The organism is Streptomyces flavalbus (assembly GCF_042674625.1).
Classification (GTDB): Bacteria; Actinomycetota; Actinomycetes; order Streptomycetales; family Streptomycetaceae; genus Streptomyces; species Streptomyces flavalbus.
In genome coordinates this window covers 664,676-679,772 of sequence record NZ_JBHTEB010000001.1, presented here as the reverse complement: position 1 = coordinate 679,772, position 15,097 = coordinate 664,676, and the positions used below count along the sequence as shown (strand labels likewise).

The following is a 15,097-nucleotide window of genomic DNA, read 5'->3' as shown; positions in this document are numbered from 1 at the left end:
GCGGAGGGGCGGTGCTACAGGGCCTTCGCTGGCCAGTCGAGCAGCCGGGCGCCGATCACCGCGGTCTGGAGCATGTAGCGGTGCGCGGGGTCGGCCGGGTTGGCGCCGGTGAGCTTGTGGATGCGCTCCAGGCGGTACGTCAGCGCGCGCACGGACAGCGACAGCCGCCGGGCGGCCTCGGCGGCCACGCAGCCGGAGTCGAAGTAGGCGGTGAGGGTGTCGAGCAGCGGACCGGCGCCGCCGCGTGCCGCGCCGAGCGGACCCAGCGCCTCCCGCACCAGGTCGGCCATCGCCTGCCGGTCCCGGGTGAGCACCGGGTAGACCAGCAGGTCGGCGGCGCGCAGCACCGGGTCGTCGAGCCCGAGCCGCCCCGCCAGGTCCAGGGTGTTCAGCGCCTCCTCGTACGACTGGACGACCCCGCCGGGCCCCGGCTGGGCGCGGCCGATCGCGACCCGGCCGCCGTCGGTGGCGGCGTACGCCTGCTTGGCGAAGGCGGTGAGCACCTGCTCCTGGTCGCCGGGGGCGATGCACAGCATCCGGCCGTCCTTGGTGGTGAGCAGGATGCTGCGGTCACCGAAGCGGGTGATCAGGGACCGCTCGACATGGCGGGGGACCGGGTCGCCCTCGTCGTAGGCGGCGGGGCCCTCGGCGACGGCCACGGCGTGGGCGTGCGAGAGCCGCAGCCCGAAGCGTTCGGCGCGCTCCGCGAGCCTGCCCAGGTCGCTGCGGCCGTAGAGGAGGTCGTCGATGAACTCGCGGCGGGCCGCCTCCTCCTGGCGTACGGCGAGCCGCTGGGCGCGTTCGTAGCCCTCGGCGAAGGCGTCGACGACCTGCTGCATCGCCGCGAGGACGCTGTCGGCGGAGCCCGGGGCGCCCGGCCAGGCGGCGCGGGTGGCCGCGAGGTGCGCGCCGACCAGCGAGCGCAGTCCGAACCCGGCGTCGGCGGCCCGCTCACCGAGCGCCTTGCGGGACTCGATCTCGTCGCGGGTCAGCCGGCGGCCGGTGGCGGAGACTTCCATGAGGATGTCCGCGTAGCCGTTCAGGTACTCCTCCGGTACGTCCTGCTCCGCCACGTCCGCCCCCGTCAGGTGAATGTGCCGGTGGCGTCCCACGCACCGGCGACCGGCATGGAGACCGGCATGGAGACCCTAGTGAACGCTGCCGGGAACCGGCAATGCGGGGGTGGCTGTCGTGGGAGCACCATGGCGGTGGGGAGCCCTGAGAACGGTCCCGGTGCCGGAGCCCGGCAGGCGCCGCGCACCGGGACCCTGACGGTTCGCGGGTTCACGCCCCGGTCACACGGCGGGGGAGGACGGTCCGGCCGGGCGGTGCGCGTCCGGCGCGTAGTGCCCCAGGAACATGTCCACGCCGCCGACCAGCAGCCGTTCGGTGAGGTCGTCGTCGACGCGGGTGCCGTACGTGCCGAACACCATGTGCGGGAAGACCAGCAGCGAGTAGAGCTGGAGCAGGGCCGTCCGCAGGTCGGGGATCCGCAGGCGGCCCTGGGCGTCGAGGGCGCGCAGGGCGTCCGCGAGGGCGGGGTGGTGTCCCTCGGGCCCGTGGTGCCGCCAGGCGTCGGCGAGCGCGGGGAAGCGGTGGCCCTCCGCGGCGACCAGGGCGCGCAGCGCGGCCACGTCCTCGTCGTCCCGGACGGCGTGCACCCAGGAGCGGGCGGCCTCCAGAAGGGCCGCGCGCAGGTCCTCGGCGTCGGGGAGCCGCTCCAGGGCGGCCGACGACTCCCCGGCGAGGGGCTCGTCGAGGGCGCCCGCGATGACCGCCGAGAACAGCGCCTCCTTGCTGCCGAAGTGGTTGTAGACGGTCACCTTGGACACGCCCGCGGCGGTGGCGATGGCGTCCATGCCGACGCCGAACCCGGCGCGCAGGAACTGCTCCCGGGCGGCCCGGACGATGGCCCGTCGCTTCTGTTCGGCACGGGGGCCGCTGGGCGGGGGTTTGGGGGTGTCCACGCTCATGGGGGCGAGGCTAGCAGCCGACTGAACTGTACCGTTGAGTTCAACTGTACTGTGCCGTACAGTTCAGTTCTGTCGACCTGCCTTGTCCCTTTTGCCGAGGACCCGCCATGACCCAGCCCGATTCCCCCGCCCACTCCCACGCTCACGCTCACGCCGCCCACCCGCACGGGCATCCCGCCCACCCGCACGGGCATCCCGCCCCGCCGCCGCCCGACCCGCGCCGCTGGGCGGCCCTCGCGCTGCTCTGCGTCGCCCAGTTCATGCTGATCCTCGACGTGACCGTCATCAACGTCGCGCTGCCCGACATGGCCGCCGACCTGGACCTCGGCCGTACCACCCTGACCTGGGCCGTCACCGCGTACACCCTCTGCTTCGGCGGGCTGATGCTGCTCGGCGGGCGGCTCGCCGACGCCCTCGGCGCCCGCCGCACGCTGGGCGCCGGGCTCGCCGTGTTCACCGCGGCCTCCCTGGTGACGGGGCTGGCGCAGGGCGCGCCCGCGCTGCTCGGCGGGCGCATCGCCCAGGGCGTCGGCGCCGCGCTGCTCTCCCCGGCCGCGCTGTCCCTGGTCACCACCGCCTTCCACGGCGCCGAACGCACCCGGGCGCTCGGCGTCTGGGCCGCCCTCGGCGGCAGCGGCGCGGCGGCCGGGGTGCTGCTCGGCGGCGCGCTCACCGAGGGCCCCGGCTGGCGGTGGGTGTTCTACGTCAACGTGCCCGTCGGCCTCGCCGTCCTGGCCGCGCTGCCCGCCCTGGTCCCGGCCCGTCCGCCGCGCCCCGCCCGCCTCGACGTCCCCGGCGCGCTGCTGGTCACCTCGGGCACGGCCGCGCTGATCTACGGCCTGGTCGAGGCCGGTGACTCCGGCTGGACCGGCCCCGGCACGCTGCTGCCGCTGGGCGCCGCCGTCGTGCTGTACGCCGTCTTCGGCGCCGTGGAGCGCACCAGCCGGGCCCGCTGATGGACCTCAGGATGTTCACGCGGCGGCCGGTGCAGGCGGGCGCGTTCCTGATGCTGGTCGCCACCGCGCTGCTCATCGCCTTCTTCTTCCTCGGCTCGGTCTACCTCCAGCACGCCCGCGGCTTCGGACCGCTGGAGACCGGCCTGGTCTTCCTGCCCGTGGCCGTCGCCACCGGCCTCGGCGCCCACCTCGGCTCCCGGCTCGTCGGCACGCTCGGCAGCCGTCCGACCGCGGTCGCGGGCCTGCTGGTCGCCGCCGCGGGCTGCGCCCCGCTGACCCGGCTCTCCGACACCGGCAGCGTCTACGCCGTGCTGCTGCCCGGCTTCGCGGTCGCCTCGCTCGGCATCGGCGCGGTCTTCGTCACCGCGACCACCACCGCGCTCGCCCTGGTCGACCACGGGGAGGCGGGCCTCGCCTCCGGAGTCGTCAACACCTTCCACGAGGTGGGCGGTTCGATCGGCGTGGCGGTGGTCTCCACGGTCGCCGCGACCGGCATCGACCAGGGCACGGCGGGCGGCTTCACCGACGCCTTCACCCTGTGCGCGGGGGCGGCGGCCGTCGCCGCGGTCGCCTCCCTGGCGGTCGTACCGAAGGGGAAGCCGCAGCCGACCGGGGGGCCGCACGTGCACTGACGGACGCCGGGGCGCTGATCGGCTGTCTGGGCGGGGCGCCGGTCGGCCGCCTGGGTGGTGCGCGGTCGGCCGCCTGGGGGTGCCCCGGTCAGCAGGATTCCCGGCACGGCCAGCGCGATCGCGACCGGCCGGGGCCCCAGGCTCCCGGCGAGGATCTGGAACTCCGCGATGAACCCGGAGAACCCGGGCAGCCCCAGCGACGCGAACGCCGCGACCCCCGTGCACGCGGCGAGCACCGGCGCCCGCCCGGCGCCCCCGGAGTAGGCGGCCATGTCGTAGGTGCGGCCCCGTTCGTACAGCGCCCCGGCGAGCAGGAACAGCGCCCCGGTGAGCAGACCGTGACTGACCATCTGCACCACGGAGCCGGTCAGCGCGAGCTGCCGCGCCGCGTCCCGCCCGCCGCCGACGGACCCGGCGGCGCCCACGGCCAGCGCGACGTACCCCATGTGGTTGACCGAGGTGTAGGCGATCATCCGCTTGAAGTCGCCCTGCGCGAGCGCCACCAGCGCCCCGTACAGCACGGAGACCACCCCGACCGCCACGAAGACCAGGGCGTACGCGCGCCGTGGTGGCTCACGCCCGCGCTGGGAATCCAGCGGGCCCGGGTCTCGTACTGAAGACCGTCCTCGTAGCCCGCCCACACGGCGACGGCGAGTCCCAGCTCGACGGCGGCGACCGCCACCCAGGCCCAGCCAAACAGCCCACGCGGCGCCGTGCCCGGCACGCACAGCAGCAGCGCGGCGGCGACGGTCGGCAGCAGGACGAGGACGGTGAGCACGGCGGTCACCTCACCAGGACGAGGACGACGGCGAGCACGGTGAACGCCGCGACCGCCTGGGCGAGGTACTGGTGCAGTTGCCCGGTCTGCGGGCGCCGCGCCCACCGCCCGAGCGCCCCGGCGGCCGACGCGACCCCCTCCACGGCCCCGTCGACGACGCCCCGCTCGGCACGCCGGTCGGTCCGCGCGGCGAGCCCGACGACGTGCTCCCGGTGACGACCAGCAGGCTGGCGGCGGCGGGCGTCTGGGCCAGCGGCCAGCCGGGGTGCCGCAGTTCGGCCTCGGCGGCCAGCCGCACGGCGGTCGCCCCGGGCAGCGGCACGAGCAGGACGGCCGGGCGGGCCAGGACCGTACGCCACAGGGCGGACCTCAGGCCCATCGGAACGCCCCCTCACGCCAGGCGTACAGGAGCGCGACGCCCCCACGGTCACGCCCAGGAGGACCGCTACCGGCTGCCCTCCGCTCATCGGGCCATGGTCCCGCCGGACCCGGGTCACGGCGGGTCAGGCGCGCGGGGCGATCTCCTCGATCAGGCCCTCGACGAGCTTTTTGATCTCGTCCCGGATGGGGCGCACCGCCGCCACGCCCTGACCGGCCGGGTCGTCGAGCCGCCAGTCCAGGTAGCGCTTGCCGGGGAAGACCGGGCAGGTGTCGCCGCAGCCCATGGTGACGCAGACGTCCGACTCCCGTACGGCGTCCACGGTGAGCAGCTTCGGGACCTCGGCGGAGATGTCGACGCCGACCTCGCGCATCGCCTCCACCGCGGCCGGGTTGACCTCGGCGCCGGGCGCGGAGCCCGCCGAGCGGACCTCGACGCGGTCCCCGGCGAGATGGGTGAGCCAGGCCGCGGCCATCTGGGAGCGGCCCGCGTTGTGGACGCAGACGAACAGCACGGAGGGCTTGTCGGGCATCGGGGTCTCTCTCGTCTCACGGCTCGCTGGTGTCAGCCGCCACTGATATGACAGTATCAGCGCATGATGACGTCAGTCGACACTGACCTGGTCCGGGTGCTGGCCGACCCGCTCAGGCTCCGTATCGTGACCCTGCTCGCCCGGGAGACGCTCTGCACCACCCACCTGGTGACGGAGACCGGCGCCCGGCAGACCAACCTCTCCAACCACCTGAGAGTGCTGCGCGAGGCCGGGGTGGTCGAGACGGAGCCGTGCGGCCGGTACACGTACTACCGGCTCCGCCCGGAGGTCATCGCCTCGCTCGCCGGTCAGTTCGCCGCACTGGCCGAGTCCGCCCGCACCGCCGCGGGCAACAAGCGGTCCTGCCCCTGATCCGCCGGGTACGGCGGCCATCCCCGAGGAGTCATCGTTGAGCGTCACCGAGGAGACCGCCGGGCAGCCCGCGGCACCGGCCGCCGAGTCCCACCCCGCCCCGCCGCCCGGCGCGACCCCGGCGCCCGCGCCCCTCGCCGCCCGCGCCGCCGCCGAACTGGTGGGCACCGCCGCGCTCGTGGCGGTGGTGGTCGGCTCCGGCGCGCAGGCCACCGGGCTGACCGACGACGTGGCGGTGCAACTGCTGGCCAACTCGCTGGCCACGGTGTTCGGGCTCGGCGTCCTGATCACGCTGTTCGGCCCGGTCTCCGGGGCGCACTTCAACCCCGCCGTCACGGTGGCCGAGTGGTGGACCGCCCGCCGTGGCGGCGCCGGGATCGGCCCGCGCGAGGTGGCCGCCTACGTCGCCGCGCAGACCGTGGGCGCGATCGCGGGCGCCGTGCTGGCGAACGCCATGTTCGGGGAGCCGCTGGTCGCCTGGTCCACGCACGACCGCTCGGCGGGACGGCTGCTGCTCGGTGAGGTGGTCGCCACCGCGGGACTCGTCCTGCTCGTCTTCGGGCTGGCCCGCACCGACCGGCTGCGGTTCGCCCCGGCCGCCGTCGCCTCGTACATCGGCGCCGCCTACTGGTTCACGTCCTCCACCTCGTTCGCCAACCCCGCCGTGACCGTCGGGCGCGCCTTCAGCGACACCTTCGCGGGGATCGCCCCGGCGTCCGTGCCCGGGTTCGTCGCGACGCAGGCGGTGGGCGCGGTGGCCGGGCTCGCGCTGGTGTCGGTGGTCTTCAGGACCGCGCGCCGTTGAGGGGTGTGGGCGACGGATCGGGCGGCGACCCCTTGCCGTAGATCATTCCAGGCGCTTCACTTGGCGCACCTCCCACAGGAGAACACCCCGATCCACCAGCAGAAGGGTCCGTTCTTTTGTCAGCCATACGCGCCACCGCCGTCACCGCGGCGGCAGCCGCGGCCGTGCTCGCCACCGCGCTGCCGTCCTCGGCCGTCAACTCCTACAACGCGACGCCCGCCCCGGAACGCACCGAGGTCGGCGCGCTCATCGCCACCTGGGACAACGACGGCGATCCCGCGACCCCGGACCGGGTCGACTGGGTGTGCTCCGGCACCATGATCGACGCCGACACCTTCCTGACCGCCGCGCACTGCACCACCGACTGGCCGGACAACGTCCGGTTCTACGTGTCGCTCGACCAGGACGTGCAGTCCGGGCTCGACGCCGCCGCCGGACGCCACCCGGGCGACCCCGCCGCCCAGGCCCGCGCCGTCGCCGTCGAGGGCACCGCCCACAGCCACCCCGACTACCCGGGTCCGGCCTCCGACACCCGGGACATCTCGGTCGTCGAACTGCCCGCCGCCCAGGTCGCCGCGCGCTGGAGCTTCACCCCGGCCACCCTGCCCACCGCGGGCCAGCTCGGCGCCCTCGGCCCGCGCGGCCTCAACTCCACGGACTGGTTCGTCGCGGGCTACGGCACCCAGGAGGCCGCCCGCGGCCCCGGCGGCCACACCCACCCCGGCGGCGGCGTCCGCATGAAGGCGCCCGTCACCTTCGACGCCCTCAACAACGCCTGGGTGCGGCTGGCGATGACCGCCCCGCAGGGCAACGGCGGCGCCTGCTACGGCGACTCCGGCGGCCCCAACTTCGCGGTCCTCGACGGGCGTACCGTGCTCGCCGCCACCACCATCACCGGCGACTCCCCGTGCTACGCCACCAATGTGACGTACCGCCTGGACACCCCCGGCGCCCGCGCGTTCCTGGCGCCGTACACGCAACTGCCGTAACACAGGCTCTCGTCCAGCACGGATTGTCGTTCCGCGAGGGGCCGCCGTGGTCCGGAAACCGTCGGCCCGACGGGGTCCGGACCACGGGCGGGGTTTGCGCGGCGCCGGGTGTGACACCCGTATCTGCCGGTGCGCTGTACCGGGTGGGCCCGTGACCACGGTCCCGCGGGGCCCGCGTCCTCCCTCCCAGCGGGTCCTCCCGCACGGGGTGGGCAGGGGACAACCCCCCTCGTCCGCCTGCCCATCCCGCGCGCCCCGACGCCGTCCGCACGGCTTCAGGAACGAGGTGGGTGTACGCGTGCTCGTGGCGAAGCGGTACCACTTGGACCGGGCGCTGGGACGCGGCGCGATGGGGGAGGTGTGGGGCGCCACCGACCAGGTCCTGGGGCGGCCCGTCGCCGTGAAGCTGCTCTCCCCGGAGGGCACCGCGGAGGCCGACGCCAAGGACGCCGAACGGTTCCGCCTTGAGGCGCAGACGGCGGCCCGGGTCAGCCATCCCAACCTGGTGCGCGTCTACGACGTCGGCTCCCACCAGGGACAGCCGTACCTGGTCATGGAACTCGTCGACGGGCGCAGCCTCGCCCAGGAACGCGACGAGCGCACCGTCCTCGCCCCCGAGGAGGCCGCGGACATCGCCGCGCAGATGGCCGCCGGGCTGGCCGCCGCGCACCGGGGGCAGGTCGTCCACCGGGACATCAAGCCCGGCAACGTCATGCTCACGTCCGACCACACCGTGAAGATCACGGACTTCGGGATAGCCCGCTTCACCGACACCGCCGCCCGCACCCTCACCGCCACCGGCAAGATCATCGGCTCCGCGGCCTATCTGGCGCCGGAACGCGCCGTGGGCGGCCCCAGCAGGCCCGCCTCGGACGTGTACGCGCTCGGCTGTGTGCTGTACGAGCTGCTCACCGGGCGTCCGCCGTTCGTCGGGACGTCCCTGGCGGTGGTGCAGCAGCACGTCGAGGCTGATCCCGTGCCGCCCGGCGAGATGCGCCCCGGGATCGGCGGCCCGCTCGCCGACTACGTGCTGCGGCTGCTGGCCAAGGACCCCGAGGCGCGGCCCACGGCGGAGGAGGCGGCGGCGTGGCTGGCCGCCCTGCGGCACGGCGCACCTGATGGCCTCGCGCAGGAGACGACGGCCGTCCTGCCCCGGCCGGGGCCGCCCGCCCCGACCGCCGTGCTGTCGGCGCCGGTGCCAGCGGCCCGCCCGGCCCGGCTGGCCCGGCCGCTGAAGGGCGTCGCCGGTCTCGCCGGTGCCGCGGTGCTGACGGCGGGCCTCGCCCTGGGCGCCTCGTTCGCCACCGGCGACGCCCCCGACACCCCGCACGCCCCGCCCTCGACCTCGGAACCGACGCCGAAGGACGACCACAAGGGCGGCGAGCGCTCCCGTCAGGACGGGGGCGGCAAGGGCAAGGGCGACCAGGGCAAGGGCAGGGCCGGGGACTGAGGGGGACCGTCTAGCGGTCCAGTTCGTCCTGTACCGGTGGCTTCGGCGCGTCCCGCAGGTGCTGGGACTGGCCGGGCCTGCCGCCCTTGCGGGCCTGCTCGGCGCGCTGCGCCTCGCTCAGGTGGAGGTCGGAGTCGGGGTCGACACGCACCGACCGGGCGACCTCCTCCCGGTTGGCGTACGACTCCCGCGGCATCCCGCGCAGCGCCGCGACGACGTCCTGCGGGGCACCGGCCCGCTTGGCCGCGTCGATCAGGTCGTCCTTGCCCGCGGGGAAGTCGGCGTCCTTGACGGCGTTCACGACGTCCCGGGCACTCGTCGTGCGGTCCATGAGTGCCACCTCCTGTCTCTCGGGTCACTCCTCCCCGGGTAACCACCCGCGCCCCGCCCTCACGGCGCCCCCCGTCCGCGGACGGCACGATTGCCCGGCGTGGGACGAGAGGATTGCCCGGCGTGCGACCGGGTACGCGTCGGGCACCGCACCGGGCGGCGATCTTCGCCCGCGCGGTGGCCGTACGACCGCCACGAGCAGGGAACCCACCATGGAGACACCCGCGAACGACCCGCACGCCACCCCGGCCCAGCAGGCGCTGGACGCGCTGGTCGTCAACACCGAGGACCAGGAGGCGCTGGACACGCTCGCGAGCAGCGAGGTGCTGGTGCCGGTGCCCGACGACATCGGTGACGAGGACGCCGCCGACCCGACCGCCGTGGCGCTGCCGGTCCTCGAACAGCCGGGCGGCGAGCCCGTGGTGCCGGTGTTCACCTCGGAGCCGGAGATGGCCGAGCTGCTGCCGTTCGTCTCCCGCTACCGCATGGTGCCGCTGGGCGCGCTCGCCTCGCAGTGGCCCTCCGACGACCTGTCCCTCACCATCGACGCCAGCTCGGCGCACGGTCTGACCCTCACGTCGGAGGGCGTGCGCAATCTGCTGGCGCGACCGTGAGAGGTTCTAACGGGCGCGAACGCATCTAATAGACGCAATCCTAAGAGCCTCTAACAGGTGCGACCGTCTCTAACAAGCGCGACCCTGAGAGCCTCTAACAGGCGTGAGAAGACCTAGGGTGCGGGCCGCTCGCCGAGCATCCGTTCCAGTACCGCCCGCTGCACCGGCAGCGCCTCGGCGTGCAGAGCCCGCCCCTTGTCGGTCGGCCGTACCCACACGCCGCGCCGGTCGTCGGCGCAGACGGAGCGCTCGACGAGGCCCTCCTTCTCCAGACGGCCGATGAGCCGGGACAGCGCGCTCTGGCTCAGATGGACCCGCCCGACCAGGTTCTGCACCCGGCACTGGCTCTCGTCGTCCGGGGCCTCCGTGGTGAGCGCGTCGAGCACCTCGAAGTCGCTGGTGCCGATGCCGTACGGATGCAGGGCCCGGTCGATCTCGGCCACGGTGCGCGCGTGCACGCCGAGGATCTCCCGCCACCGTTGCGCAAGGCCCGCGTCGGCCGTTTTCGCTGCCATACCCGCACGGTAACACCGATTCCACTAATCGTTGAGCGTGCAACTACTGTGGGTTCTGCGTCAGTCCCACCAGGTTGCCGTCGGCGTCCTTGACGAAGGCGATCAGCTTGCCGCCGCCCACGTCCCGCACGTCCTGCACGGGCTCCGCCCCGGCGGCCAGCAGCGCGGCGAGGCTCTCCCGGATGTCGGCCACCGGCCAGTACGGCACCGGGCCGGTCATGCCCTTGGCGTGCCCGTTGGGGTCGAGCCCGACGTCCTGCCCGCCGACCCGGAAGCCGACGTAGTAGGACTCGTCCGCGTAAGGCTCGACCCCCAGCAGCGCGCTGAACAGCGCCTTCGCGCGGTCCAGGTCCTTGACGGGGTAGATGATGGCGTTCGCGGCCTCGGTCATGGCGTACTCCTCAGGTAGGAGAAGGTGAGCTGCCCGGCGCGTTCCTCGCGCCGGTGACCTCACGCTAGGCCGGGGCGGCGGGGGCCGGCTTCTCGAATCCTGACCGGTTGCCGTACCGCCGACGGGGCACCCCTCAGGTCGACTCCCGCACCACCAGCTCCGTCGGCAGGATCACCGCCGCCTGGTCCTCGCCGCCCATCTGGGCGATCAGCACCCGCACCATCTCGGCGCTGATGCGGTCCCACGGCTGCCGGATGGTCGTCAGCTCGGGGCTGGCGGAGACCGCGGCGGGGGAGTCGTCGAAGCCGCCCACCGCGACGTCCTCCGGCACCCGCCGCCCCGCCCGCTGGAGCGCCGCCAGCACGCCCTGCGCCATCAGGTCGGAGGCGACGAACACCGCGTCCACGTCCGGCGCCCGCTCCAGCAGCCGCTCCGCCCCCGCCTCCCCGCTGGCCCTGCTGTAGTCACCGGGGACGACGAGCCGCTCGTCGGCCTCGATGCCCGCCTCCGCGAGCACCTCCCGGTACCCGGCGAGGCGCTCCACACCGCCCGGCGTGTCCAGCGGCCCGGTGACCACGCCGATCCGGCGCCGCCCCAGCGACAGCAGGTGCCGCACCATGTCCCGGGCCCCGTCCCGGTCGTCGGCGGCGACATAGCTGACCTTGGAACCGAGCCCGATCGGCTTGCCGCACGCCACCAGCGGCACCCCCGCCTCGCGCAGTTCCTGCGCCACCGGATCGCCGGAGTGGCTGGAGACCAGCAGCACCCCGTCGACGTGCCCGGCGGTGATGTACCGGGTGATGCGCCGCCGCTCGTCCTCCGTGCCCGCCAGCATCAGCAGCAGCGCGATGTCGTGCGCGGCCAGCGCCTGGGTGCAGCCGCGCAGCAGCACGTTGAAGTTGGGGTCCTCGAAGAACCGCTCCTGCGGCTCGGTGAGCAGGAAGCCCACCGAGTCGCTGCGCCCGGTGATCAGCGAGCGGGCGTGCCGGTTGACGACGTAACCCGTCTTGCGGATGGCCGCGTTGACCGCTTCCTGCGCGGCCGGGCTGACGTAGTGGCCGCCGTTGAGGACCCTGGAGACGGTGCCGCGCGAGACGCCCGCCTCGCGCGCCACGTCATGGATCGTCGGCGGTCTGCGCCGACCCCCCGTGGTGTTGCTCATGGTCATGACTTTACGGCCCCGGAGAGCAGGTCCAGGCTCCAGAACCGTTGCACGACCAGGAAGAGCGCGACCAGCGGCAGCACCGCGAGGAACGCCCCCGTGATCACCAGCGTGTACAGCGCGGGCGTGTTCGCGCCCTGTTCGAGCAGGGTGTGCAGACCCAGGGTGATCGGGAACTTCTCGTCGTCGCTGAGCATGATGTACGGCAGCAGGAAGTTGTTCCAGACCGCCACGAACTGGAACAGGAACACCGTCACCAGACCCGGGACCATCATCGGGAGCGCGATCCGGGTGAAGATCCGCCACTCGCCCGCCCCGTCCATCCGCCCGGCCTCCACCACGTCGGCGGGCACGGCGGCGGCGGCGTAGATCCGTGACAGGTAGACGCCGTACGGCGACAGGATCTGCGGCAGCAGCACCGACAGGTAGGAGTCCGTGAGGTCCGCCTTCGCCAGCAGCAGGTACTGCGGGATGGCGAGGATCACCGGCGGCATCAGCACCCCGGCCAGCAGCACGTTGAACATCGCCTCCCGGCCGCGGAACCGGTAGGTCGCCAGCGCGTACCCGCTGACCGCCGACACGACCGTGGACAGCAGTGCGCCGAGTCCGGCGTAGAGGGCGGAGTTGCCCATCCACTGCCAGTACACGCCGTCGCGGTAGGCGTTGAGGTCCGTGAGGTTCTCGGTGAAGCCGCTGCCCGGCAGGAACGTGAACGTGGAGAACAGCTCGCTGCCCGACTTGGTGGACGCGATCACCACCCACGCCACCGGGAGCAGGCAGTACAGCGCGCCCAGCAGCAGCGTGAGGGTGGGGACCAGCGCGACGCGGCGGCGTGGCGGCGGCCCCTGGGCGGTGCCCGGGGTGGTACCGGCGGCCGGGGCGGCCTTGCGGACGGCGACGGAACTCATCGCGTGGCCTCCTGCCTGTTGCGGCGGTTCGCGGCCCGCAGGAAGCCGAAGGACAGCACCAGCGTGACCAGCGCGATCAGCGTCGCCTGCGCCGCGGCGGCGTAGATGTCACCCTTGCCGAAGGCGTCCTGGTACACCTTCATCAGCGGACTCCAGGTGGTGGACACCGAGTTGGTGAGCGGTTTGAGGGTGGTCGGCTCGCTGAACACCTGGAGCGTCGCGATGATCGAGAAGAAGAAGGTCAGCACCAGCGACGGCGCCACCATCGGGATCTTGATCCGCAGCGCGATCTGGGTCGGTGTGGCACCGTCCAGCTTCGCCGCCTCGTACACCTCGACCGGGATGGCCTGGAGCGAGGTGTAGATGACGATCATGTTGAAGCCGGTGCCGCCCCACACCGCGATGTTCGACAGCGCGAGGTACAGCGGCCCGCCGTCCAGCAGGTCCGGCTGCGGCAGCCCCAGCTTGTCCAGCACGAAGTAGAACGGGCTGACGTCCGGCAGGTACAGGAAGCCCCACAGCAGCGCCGCCACCACCCCGGGGATGGCGTACGGCAGGAAGATCGCGAGCCGCGTGAACGGCGCGAGGCGGACCCGGTCGGAGTCCAGCATCAGCGCGAACAGCAGGGCCAGACCGAGCATGACGGGGACGACGACGCAGCCGTACCCGAGCACGCGCAGCGCCCCGTCAAGGAGTTCGCTGTCCCCGAAGGCGTCGGTGTAGTTCTGGAACCCCGCCCAGACCTCGCGGCGCGCGCCCGATCCGAGGCCGAGCCCGGACACCTTCACCTTTCGGAAGCTGAGCCAGACCGCGTAGCCGATGGGGAGCGCGAAGAAGAGGAGGAACAGGAGCGTCGCCGGGAGGAGGAAGGCGTACGGGGCCCCCTTGACCCCGTACGACCTCCGGGTGGCCGCGGTTCTCACTCCGCGACCTCGAAGCCCTGCTTCTTCAGGTCGGCGACCGTGTCCTCCTGCATGGTGTCGAGGGCGGCGGTGAAGTCGGACTTGTTCTTCGCGGCGGCGCCGAACGCGTCCTTGAAGGTGGTGTAGGCGACGTTCACGTTGGGGCCCCAGGCGGAGGGCGCGGTGGTCTTCGCGATCTCGGCGGCCTTGGTGTAGAAGTCCGACTGGTTGGAGAAGTACTCGGGCGGCGTGGTGAAGGCGCCGCTGAGCTGCGCGGACGTGGAGGCCGGGTAGATGCCGCTCTCCTTGGCGAGGGCGTTGAGGGCGTCGCCGTCGGTGTTCAGCCAGGTGGCGAACTCGGCGGCGGCGTCCTGGTGCCCCGAGTCGGTGGTGACGGCGGTGGAGGAGCCGCCCCAACTGCCGGTGACGTCCTCGCTGGTGGACCACTGGGGGAGCGGGGCCATGGCCCACTTGTTCTTGGTGTCCGGCGCGGCGGTGGTGAGGGTGCCGGGCGCCCAGACCGCGCTGACCCAGGCGATCTGCTGGCCCGTGTTGAGCGCCTTGTTCCAGGCCGGGGTGTACATCGGCTGGTTGTCGATGGCGCCCTCCTCGACCAGGCCGCCCCAGAAGTCGGCGACCTTCTTCGTCGCCGCGTCGTTGATGCCGACCTTCCACTTCTCGCCCTCGGTGGTCCACCACCTGGCGCCCGCCTGCTGGGCGAGGCCCGCGAAGAGGCCGGAGTCGTTGGCGGAGAACGTGGTCAGGTCCTTTTCGGGGGCCTTCTTCTTCAGCGCGCGGGCGGTCTGCGCGAACTCCTCCCAGGTGGTGGGGACCTTCAGGCCGTACTCGTCGAACAGGTCCGCGCGGTAGTAGAACATCATCGGCCCGATGTCCTGCGGCACCGCGTAGACCGCGTCCGTGCCCAGTGTGGTCTGCTGCCAGACGCCCTCCGCGAACTTGCCCTTGGCGTCCCCGACCTGGTCGGCTATGTCGGCGAGGGCGTCGTTGCTGACCAGGGTGGGCAGCGCCTGGTACTCCGCCTGCACGAGGTCGGGCGCCTTGCCCGCCTTGTGCGCGGTGAGGATCTTGGTGACGAGGGTGTCGCCGGACGCCTGCTTCTTCACCGTGACGGTGATCTGCCGCTCCTTGCCGGGTCCCTTGTTCCACAGGTCGACGACCTTGTCCATCCCGGGCGTCCAGGTCCAGTACGTCAGCGAGACGGGACCGGACTGGGCGTCGCCGTCGTCGTCGGACGAGCCGCACGCGGTGAGGGCGGTGGCGCCGAGGGCGACGGCGACGGACATGGTCACGAGGCGACGGCGCGTCGTGTTGGGCATGGATCTCTCCCCTGGCCTGGGGCCCTCCGCCTGCTGCGGGGGCCTGCCATGCTTCTGTGAGCGTTCACAGTA

Annotated in this window: 17 protein-coding genes and 2 pseudogenes; 6 read left to right on the top strand and 13 right to left on the bottom strand. The window is 73.3% G+C overall.

Going from position 1 to position 15,097, the window contains the following annotated elements:
* Positions 1–14: 14 nt before the first annotated feature.
* Entirely contained in the window at positions 15–1,019 is a 1,005-nt protein-coding gene (locus tag ACFQZ6_RS03020) for a PucR family transcriptional regulator (protein WP_381618024.1), read from the bottom strand.
* 276 nt (positions 1,020–1,295) lie between these two features.
* On the bottom strand, positions 1,296–1,973 hold the full coding sequence (locus tag ACFQZ6_RS03015) for a TetR/AcrR family transcriptional regulator (RefSeq protein WP_381604782.1): 678 nt from the start codon (positions 1,971–1,973) through the stop codon (positions 1,296–1,298).
* Between the two features lie 260 nt (positions 1,974–2,233).
* Between ACFQZ6_RS03015 and ACFQZ6_RS03010 the strand changes: the two are divergent.
* Positions 2,234–3,561 (top strand): annotated as a pseudogene (locus ACFQZ6_RS03010) (MFS transporter).
* A gap of 80 nt (positions 3,562–3,641) precedes the next feature.
* On the opposite strand, the pseudogene ACFQZ6_RS03005 reads toward ACFQZ6_RS03010, so the two are convergent.
* The 4 genes and pseudogenes from ACFQZ6_RS03005 to ACFQZ6_RS02990 form a co-directional block, all read right to left on the bottom strand.
* Positions 3,642–4,124 (bottom strand): annotated as a pseudogene (locus ACFQZ6_RS03005) (proton-conducting transporter transmembrane domain-containing protein); the annotation flags it as partial.
* Positions 4,031–4,348, bottom strand: a complete 318-nt coding sequence (locus ACFQZ6_RS03000) for a hypothetical protein (protein WP_381618906.1) — start codon at positions 4,346–4,348, stop codon at positions 4,031–4,033. The gene ACFQZ6_RS03000 and the pseudogene ACFQZ6_RS03005, both read right to left, overlap by 94 nt.
* Positions 4,345–4,482: a hypothetical protein gene (locus ACFQZ6_RS02995; RefSeq protein WP_381604781.1), complete on the bottom strand. Its 138-nt coding sequence runs from the start codon at positions 4,480–4,482 to the stop codon at positions 4,345–4,347. Before ACFQZ6_RS02995 ends, ACFQZ6_RS03000 begins: the two co-directional genes overlap by 4 nt.
* Before the next feature lie 360 nt (positions 4,483–4,842).
* Entirely contained in the window at positions 4,843–5,250 is a 408-nt protein-coding gene (locus ACFQZ6_RS02990; protein WP_381604780.1) for an arsenate reductase ArsC, read from the bottom strand.
* Positions 5,251–5,313: 63 nt separating this feature from the next.
* Here ACFQZ6_RS02990 and ACFQZ6_RS02985 point away from each other — a divergent pair, with 63 nt between their 5' ends.
* The 4 genes from ACFQZ6_RS02985 to ACFQZ6_RS02970 all read left to right on the top strand — a co-directional run bounded on the left by ACFQZ6_RS02985 (position 5,314) and on the right by ACFQZ6_RS02970 (position 8,866).
* Positions 5,314–5,622: an ArsR/SmtB family transcription factor gene (locus ACFQZ6_RS02985; protein ID WP_381604779.1), complete on the top strand. Its 309-nt coding sequence runs from the start codon at positions 5,314–5,316 to the stop codon at positions 5,620–5,622.
* A gap of 37 nt (positions 5,623–5,659) precedes the next feature.
* On the top strand, positions 5,660–6,427 hold the full coding sequence (locus ACFQZ6_RS02980) for an aquaporin (protein WP_381604778.1): 768 nt from the start codon (positions 5,660–5,662) through the stop codon (positions 6,425–6,427).
* Positions 6,428–6,543: 116 nt separating this feature from the next.
* Positions 6,544–7,416, top strand: a complete 873-nt coding sequence (locus ACFQZ6_RS02975; protein WP_381604777.1) for a trypsin-like serine protease — start codon at positions 6,544–6,546, stop codon at positions 7,414–7,416.
* A 298-nt stretch (positions 7,417–7,714) separates the two neighbouring features.
* Complete coding sequence (locus ACFQZ6_RS02970) at positions 7,715–8,866, top strand: serine/threonine-protein kinase (protein WP_381604776.1); 1,152 nt, start codon at positions 7,715–7,717, stop codon at positions 8,864–8,866.
* A gap of 10 nt (positions 8,867–8,876) precedes the next feature.
* Here ACFQZ6_RS02970 and ACFQZ6_RS02965 read toward each other — a convergent pair whose 3' ends face one another.
* The gene (locus ACFQZ6_RS02965; RefSeq protein ID WP_381604775.1) at positions 8,877–9,197 is read right to left on the bottom strand and encodes a DUF2795 domain-containing protein; all 321 of its coding nucleotides are present in this window, start codon (positions 9,195–9,197) and stop codon (positions 8,877–8,879) included.
* A gap of 211 nt (positions 9,198–9,408) precedes the next feature.
* On the opposite strand from ACFQZ6_RS02965, the gene ACFQZ6_RS02960 reads away from it, so the two are divergent.
* A complete protein-coding gene (locus ACFQZ6_RS02960) occupies positions 9,409–9,810 on the top strand; it encodes an SseB family protein (protein ID WP_381604774.1) in 402 nt (133 codons plus the stop codon).
* A 113-nt stretch (positions 9,811–9,923) separates the two neighbouring features.
* Here ACFQZ6_RS02960 and ACFQZ6_RS02955 read toward each other — a convergent pair whose 3' ends face one another.
* The 6 genes from ACFQZ6_RS02955 to ACFQZ6_RS02930 all read right to left on the bottom strand — a co-directional run bounded on the left by ACFQZ6_RS02955 (position 9,924) and on the right by ACFQZ6_RS02930 (position 15,025).
* Complete coding sequence (locus ACFQZ6_RS02955) at positions 9,924–10,325, bottom strand: MarR family winged helix-turn-helix transcriptional regulator (protein WP_381604773.1); 402 nt, start codon at positions 10,323–10,325, stop codon at positions 9,924–9,926.
* Positions 10,326–10,368: 43 nt separating this feature from the next.
* A complete protein-coding gene (locus tag ACFQZ6_RS02950) occupies positions 10,369–10,716 on the bottom strand; it encodes a VOC family protein (protein WP_381604772.1) in 348 nt (115 codons plus the stop codon).
* Between the two features lie 133 nt (positions 10,717–10,849).
* On the bottom strand, positions 10,850–11,884 hold the full coding sequence (locus tag ACFQZ6_RS02945; RefSeq protein ID WP_381604771.1) for a LacI family DNA-binding transcriptional regulator: 1,035 nt from the start codon (positions 11,882–11,884) through the stop codon (positions 10,850–10,852).
* Positions 11,881–12,786: a carbohydrate ABC transporter permease gene (locus ACFQZ6_RS02940; protein WP_381604770.1), complete on the bottom strand. Its 906-nt coding sequence runs from the start codon at positions 12,784–12,786 to the stop codon at positions 11,881–11,883. Before ACFQZ6_RS02940 ends, ACFQZ6_RS02945 begins: the two co-directional genes overlap by 4 nt.
* Positions 12,783–13,709 carry a carbohydrate ABC transporter permease gene (locus tag ACFQZ6_RS02935; RefSeq protein WP_381604769.1) on the bottom strand — a complete coding sequence of 309 codons (927 nt, stop codon included), beginning with the start codon at positions 13,707–13,709 and terminating at the stop codon, positions 12,783–12,785. The genes ACFQZ6_RS02940 and ACFQZ6_RS02935 overlap by 4 nt, the downstream gene beginning before the upstream one ends.
* The gene (locus tag ACFQZ6_RS02930) at positions 13,706–15,025 is read right to left on the bottom strand and encodes an ABC transporter substrate-binding protein (RefSeq protein WP_381604768.1); all 1,320 of its coding nucleotides are present in this window, start codon (positions 15,023–15,025) and stop codon (positions 13,706–13,708) included. Before ACFQZ6_RS02930 ends, ACFQZ6_RS02935 begins: the two co-directional genes overlap by 4 nt.
* Positions 15,026–15,097: the final 72 nt, after the last annotated feature.

Coding starts and splice junctions, on each gene's coding strand:
- ACFQZ6_RS02990 (WP_381604780.1), bottom strand. CDS start 5,250: ATGCCCGACAAGCCCTCCGTGCTGTTCGTCTGCGTCCACAACGCGGGC.
- ACFQZ6_RS02955 (WP_381604773.1), bottom strand. CDS start 10,325: ATGGCAGCGAAAACGGCCGACGCGGGCCTTGCGCAACGGTGGCGGGAG.
- ACFQZ6_RS02960 (WP_381604774.1), top strand. CDS start 9,409: ATGGAGACACCCGCGAACGACCCGCACGCCACCCCGGCCCAGCAGGCG.
- ACFQZ6_RS02950 (WP_381604772.1), bottom strand. CDS start 10,716: ATGACCGAGGCCGCGAACGCCATCATCTACCCCGTCAAGGACCTGGAC.
- ACFQZ6_RS02930 (WP_381604768.1), bottom strand. CDS start 15,025: ATGCCCAACACGACGCGCCGTCGCCTCGTGACCATGTCCGTCGCCGTC.
- ACFQZ6_RS02945 (WP_381604771.1), bottom strand. CDS start 11,884: ATGACCATGAGCAACACCACGGGGGGTCGGCGCAGACCGCCGACGATC.
- ACFQZ6_RS03015 (WP_381604782.1), bottom strand. CDS start 1,973: ATGAGCGTGGACACCCCCAAACCCCCGCCCAGCGGCCCCCGTGCCGAA.
- ACFQZ6_RS02940 (WP_381604770.1), bottom strand. CDS start 12,786: ATGAGTTCCGTCGCCGTCCGCAAGGCCGCCCCGGCCGCCGGTACCACC.
- ACFQZ6_RS03020 (WP_381618024.1), bottom strand. CDS start 1,019: ATGGAAGTCTCCGCCACCGGCCGCCGGCTGACCCGCGACGAGATCGAG.
- ACFQZ6_RS02985 (WP_381604779.1), top strand. CDS start 5,314: ATGATGACGTCAGTCGACACTGACCTGGTCCGGGTGCTGGCCGACCCG.
- ACFQZ6_RS02965 (WP_381604775.1), bottom strand. CDS start 9,197: ATGGACCGCACGACGAGTGCCCGGGACGTCGTGAACGCCGTCAAGGAC.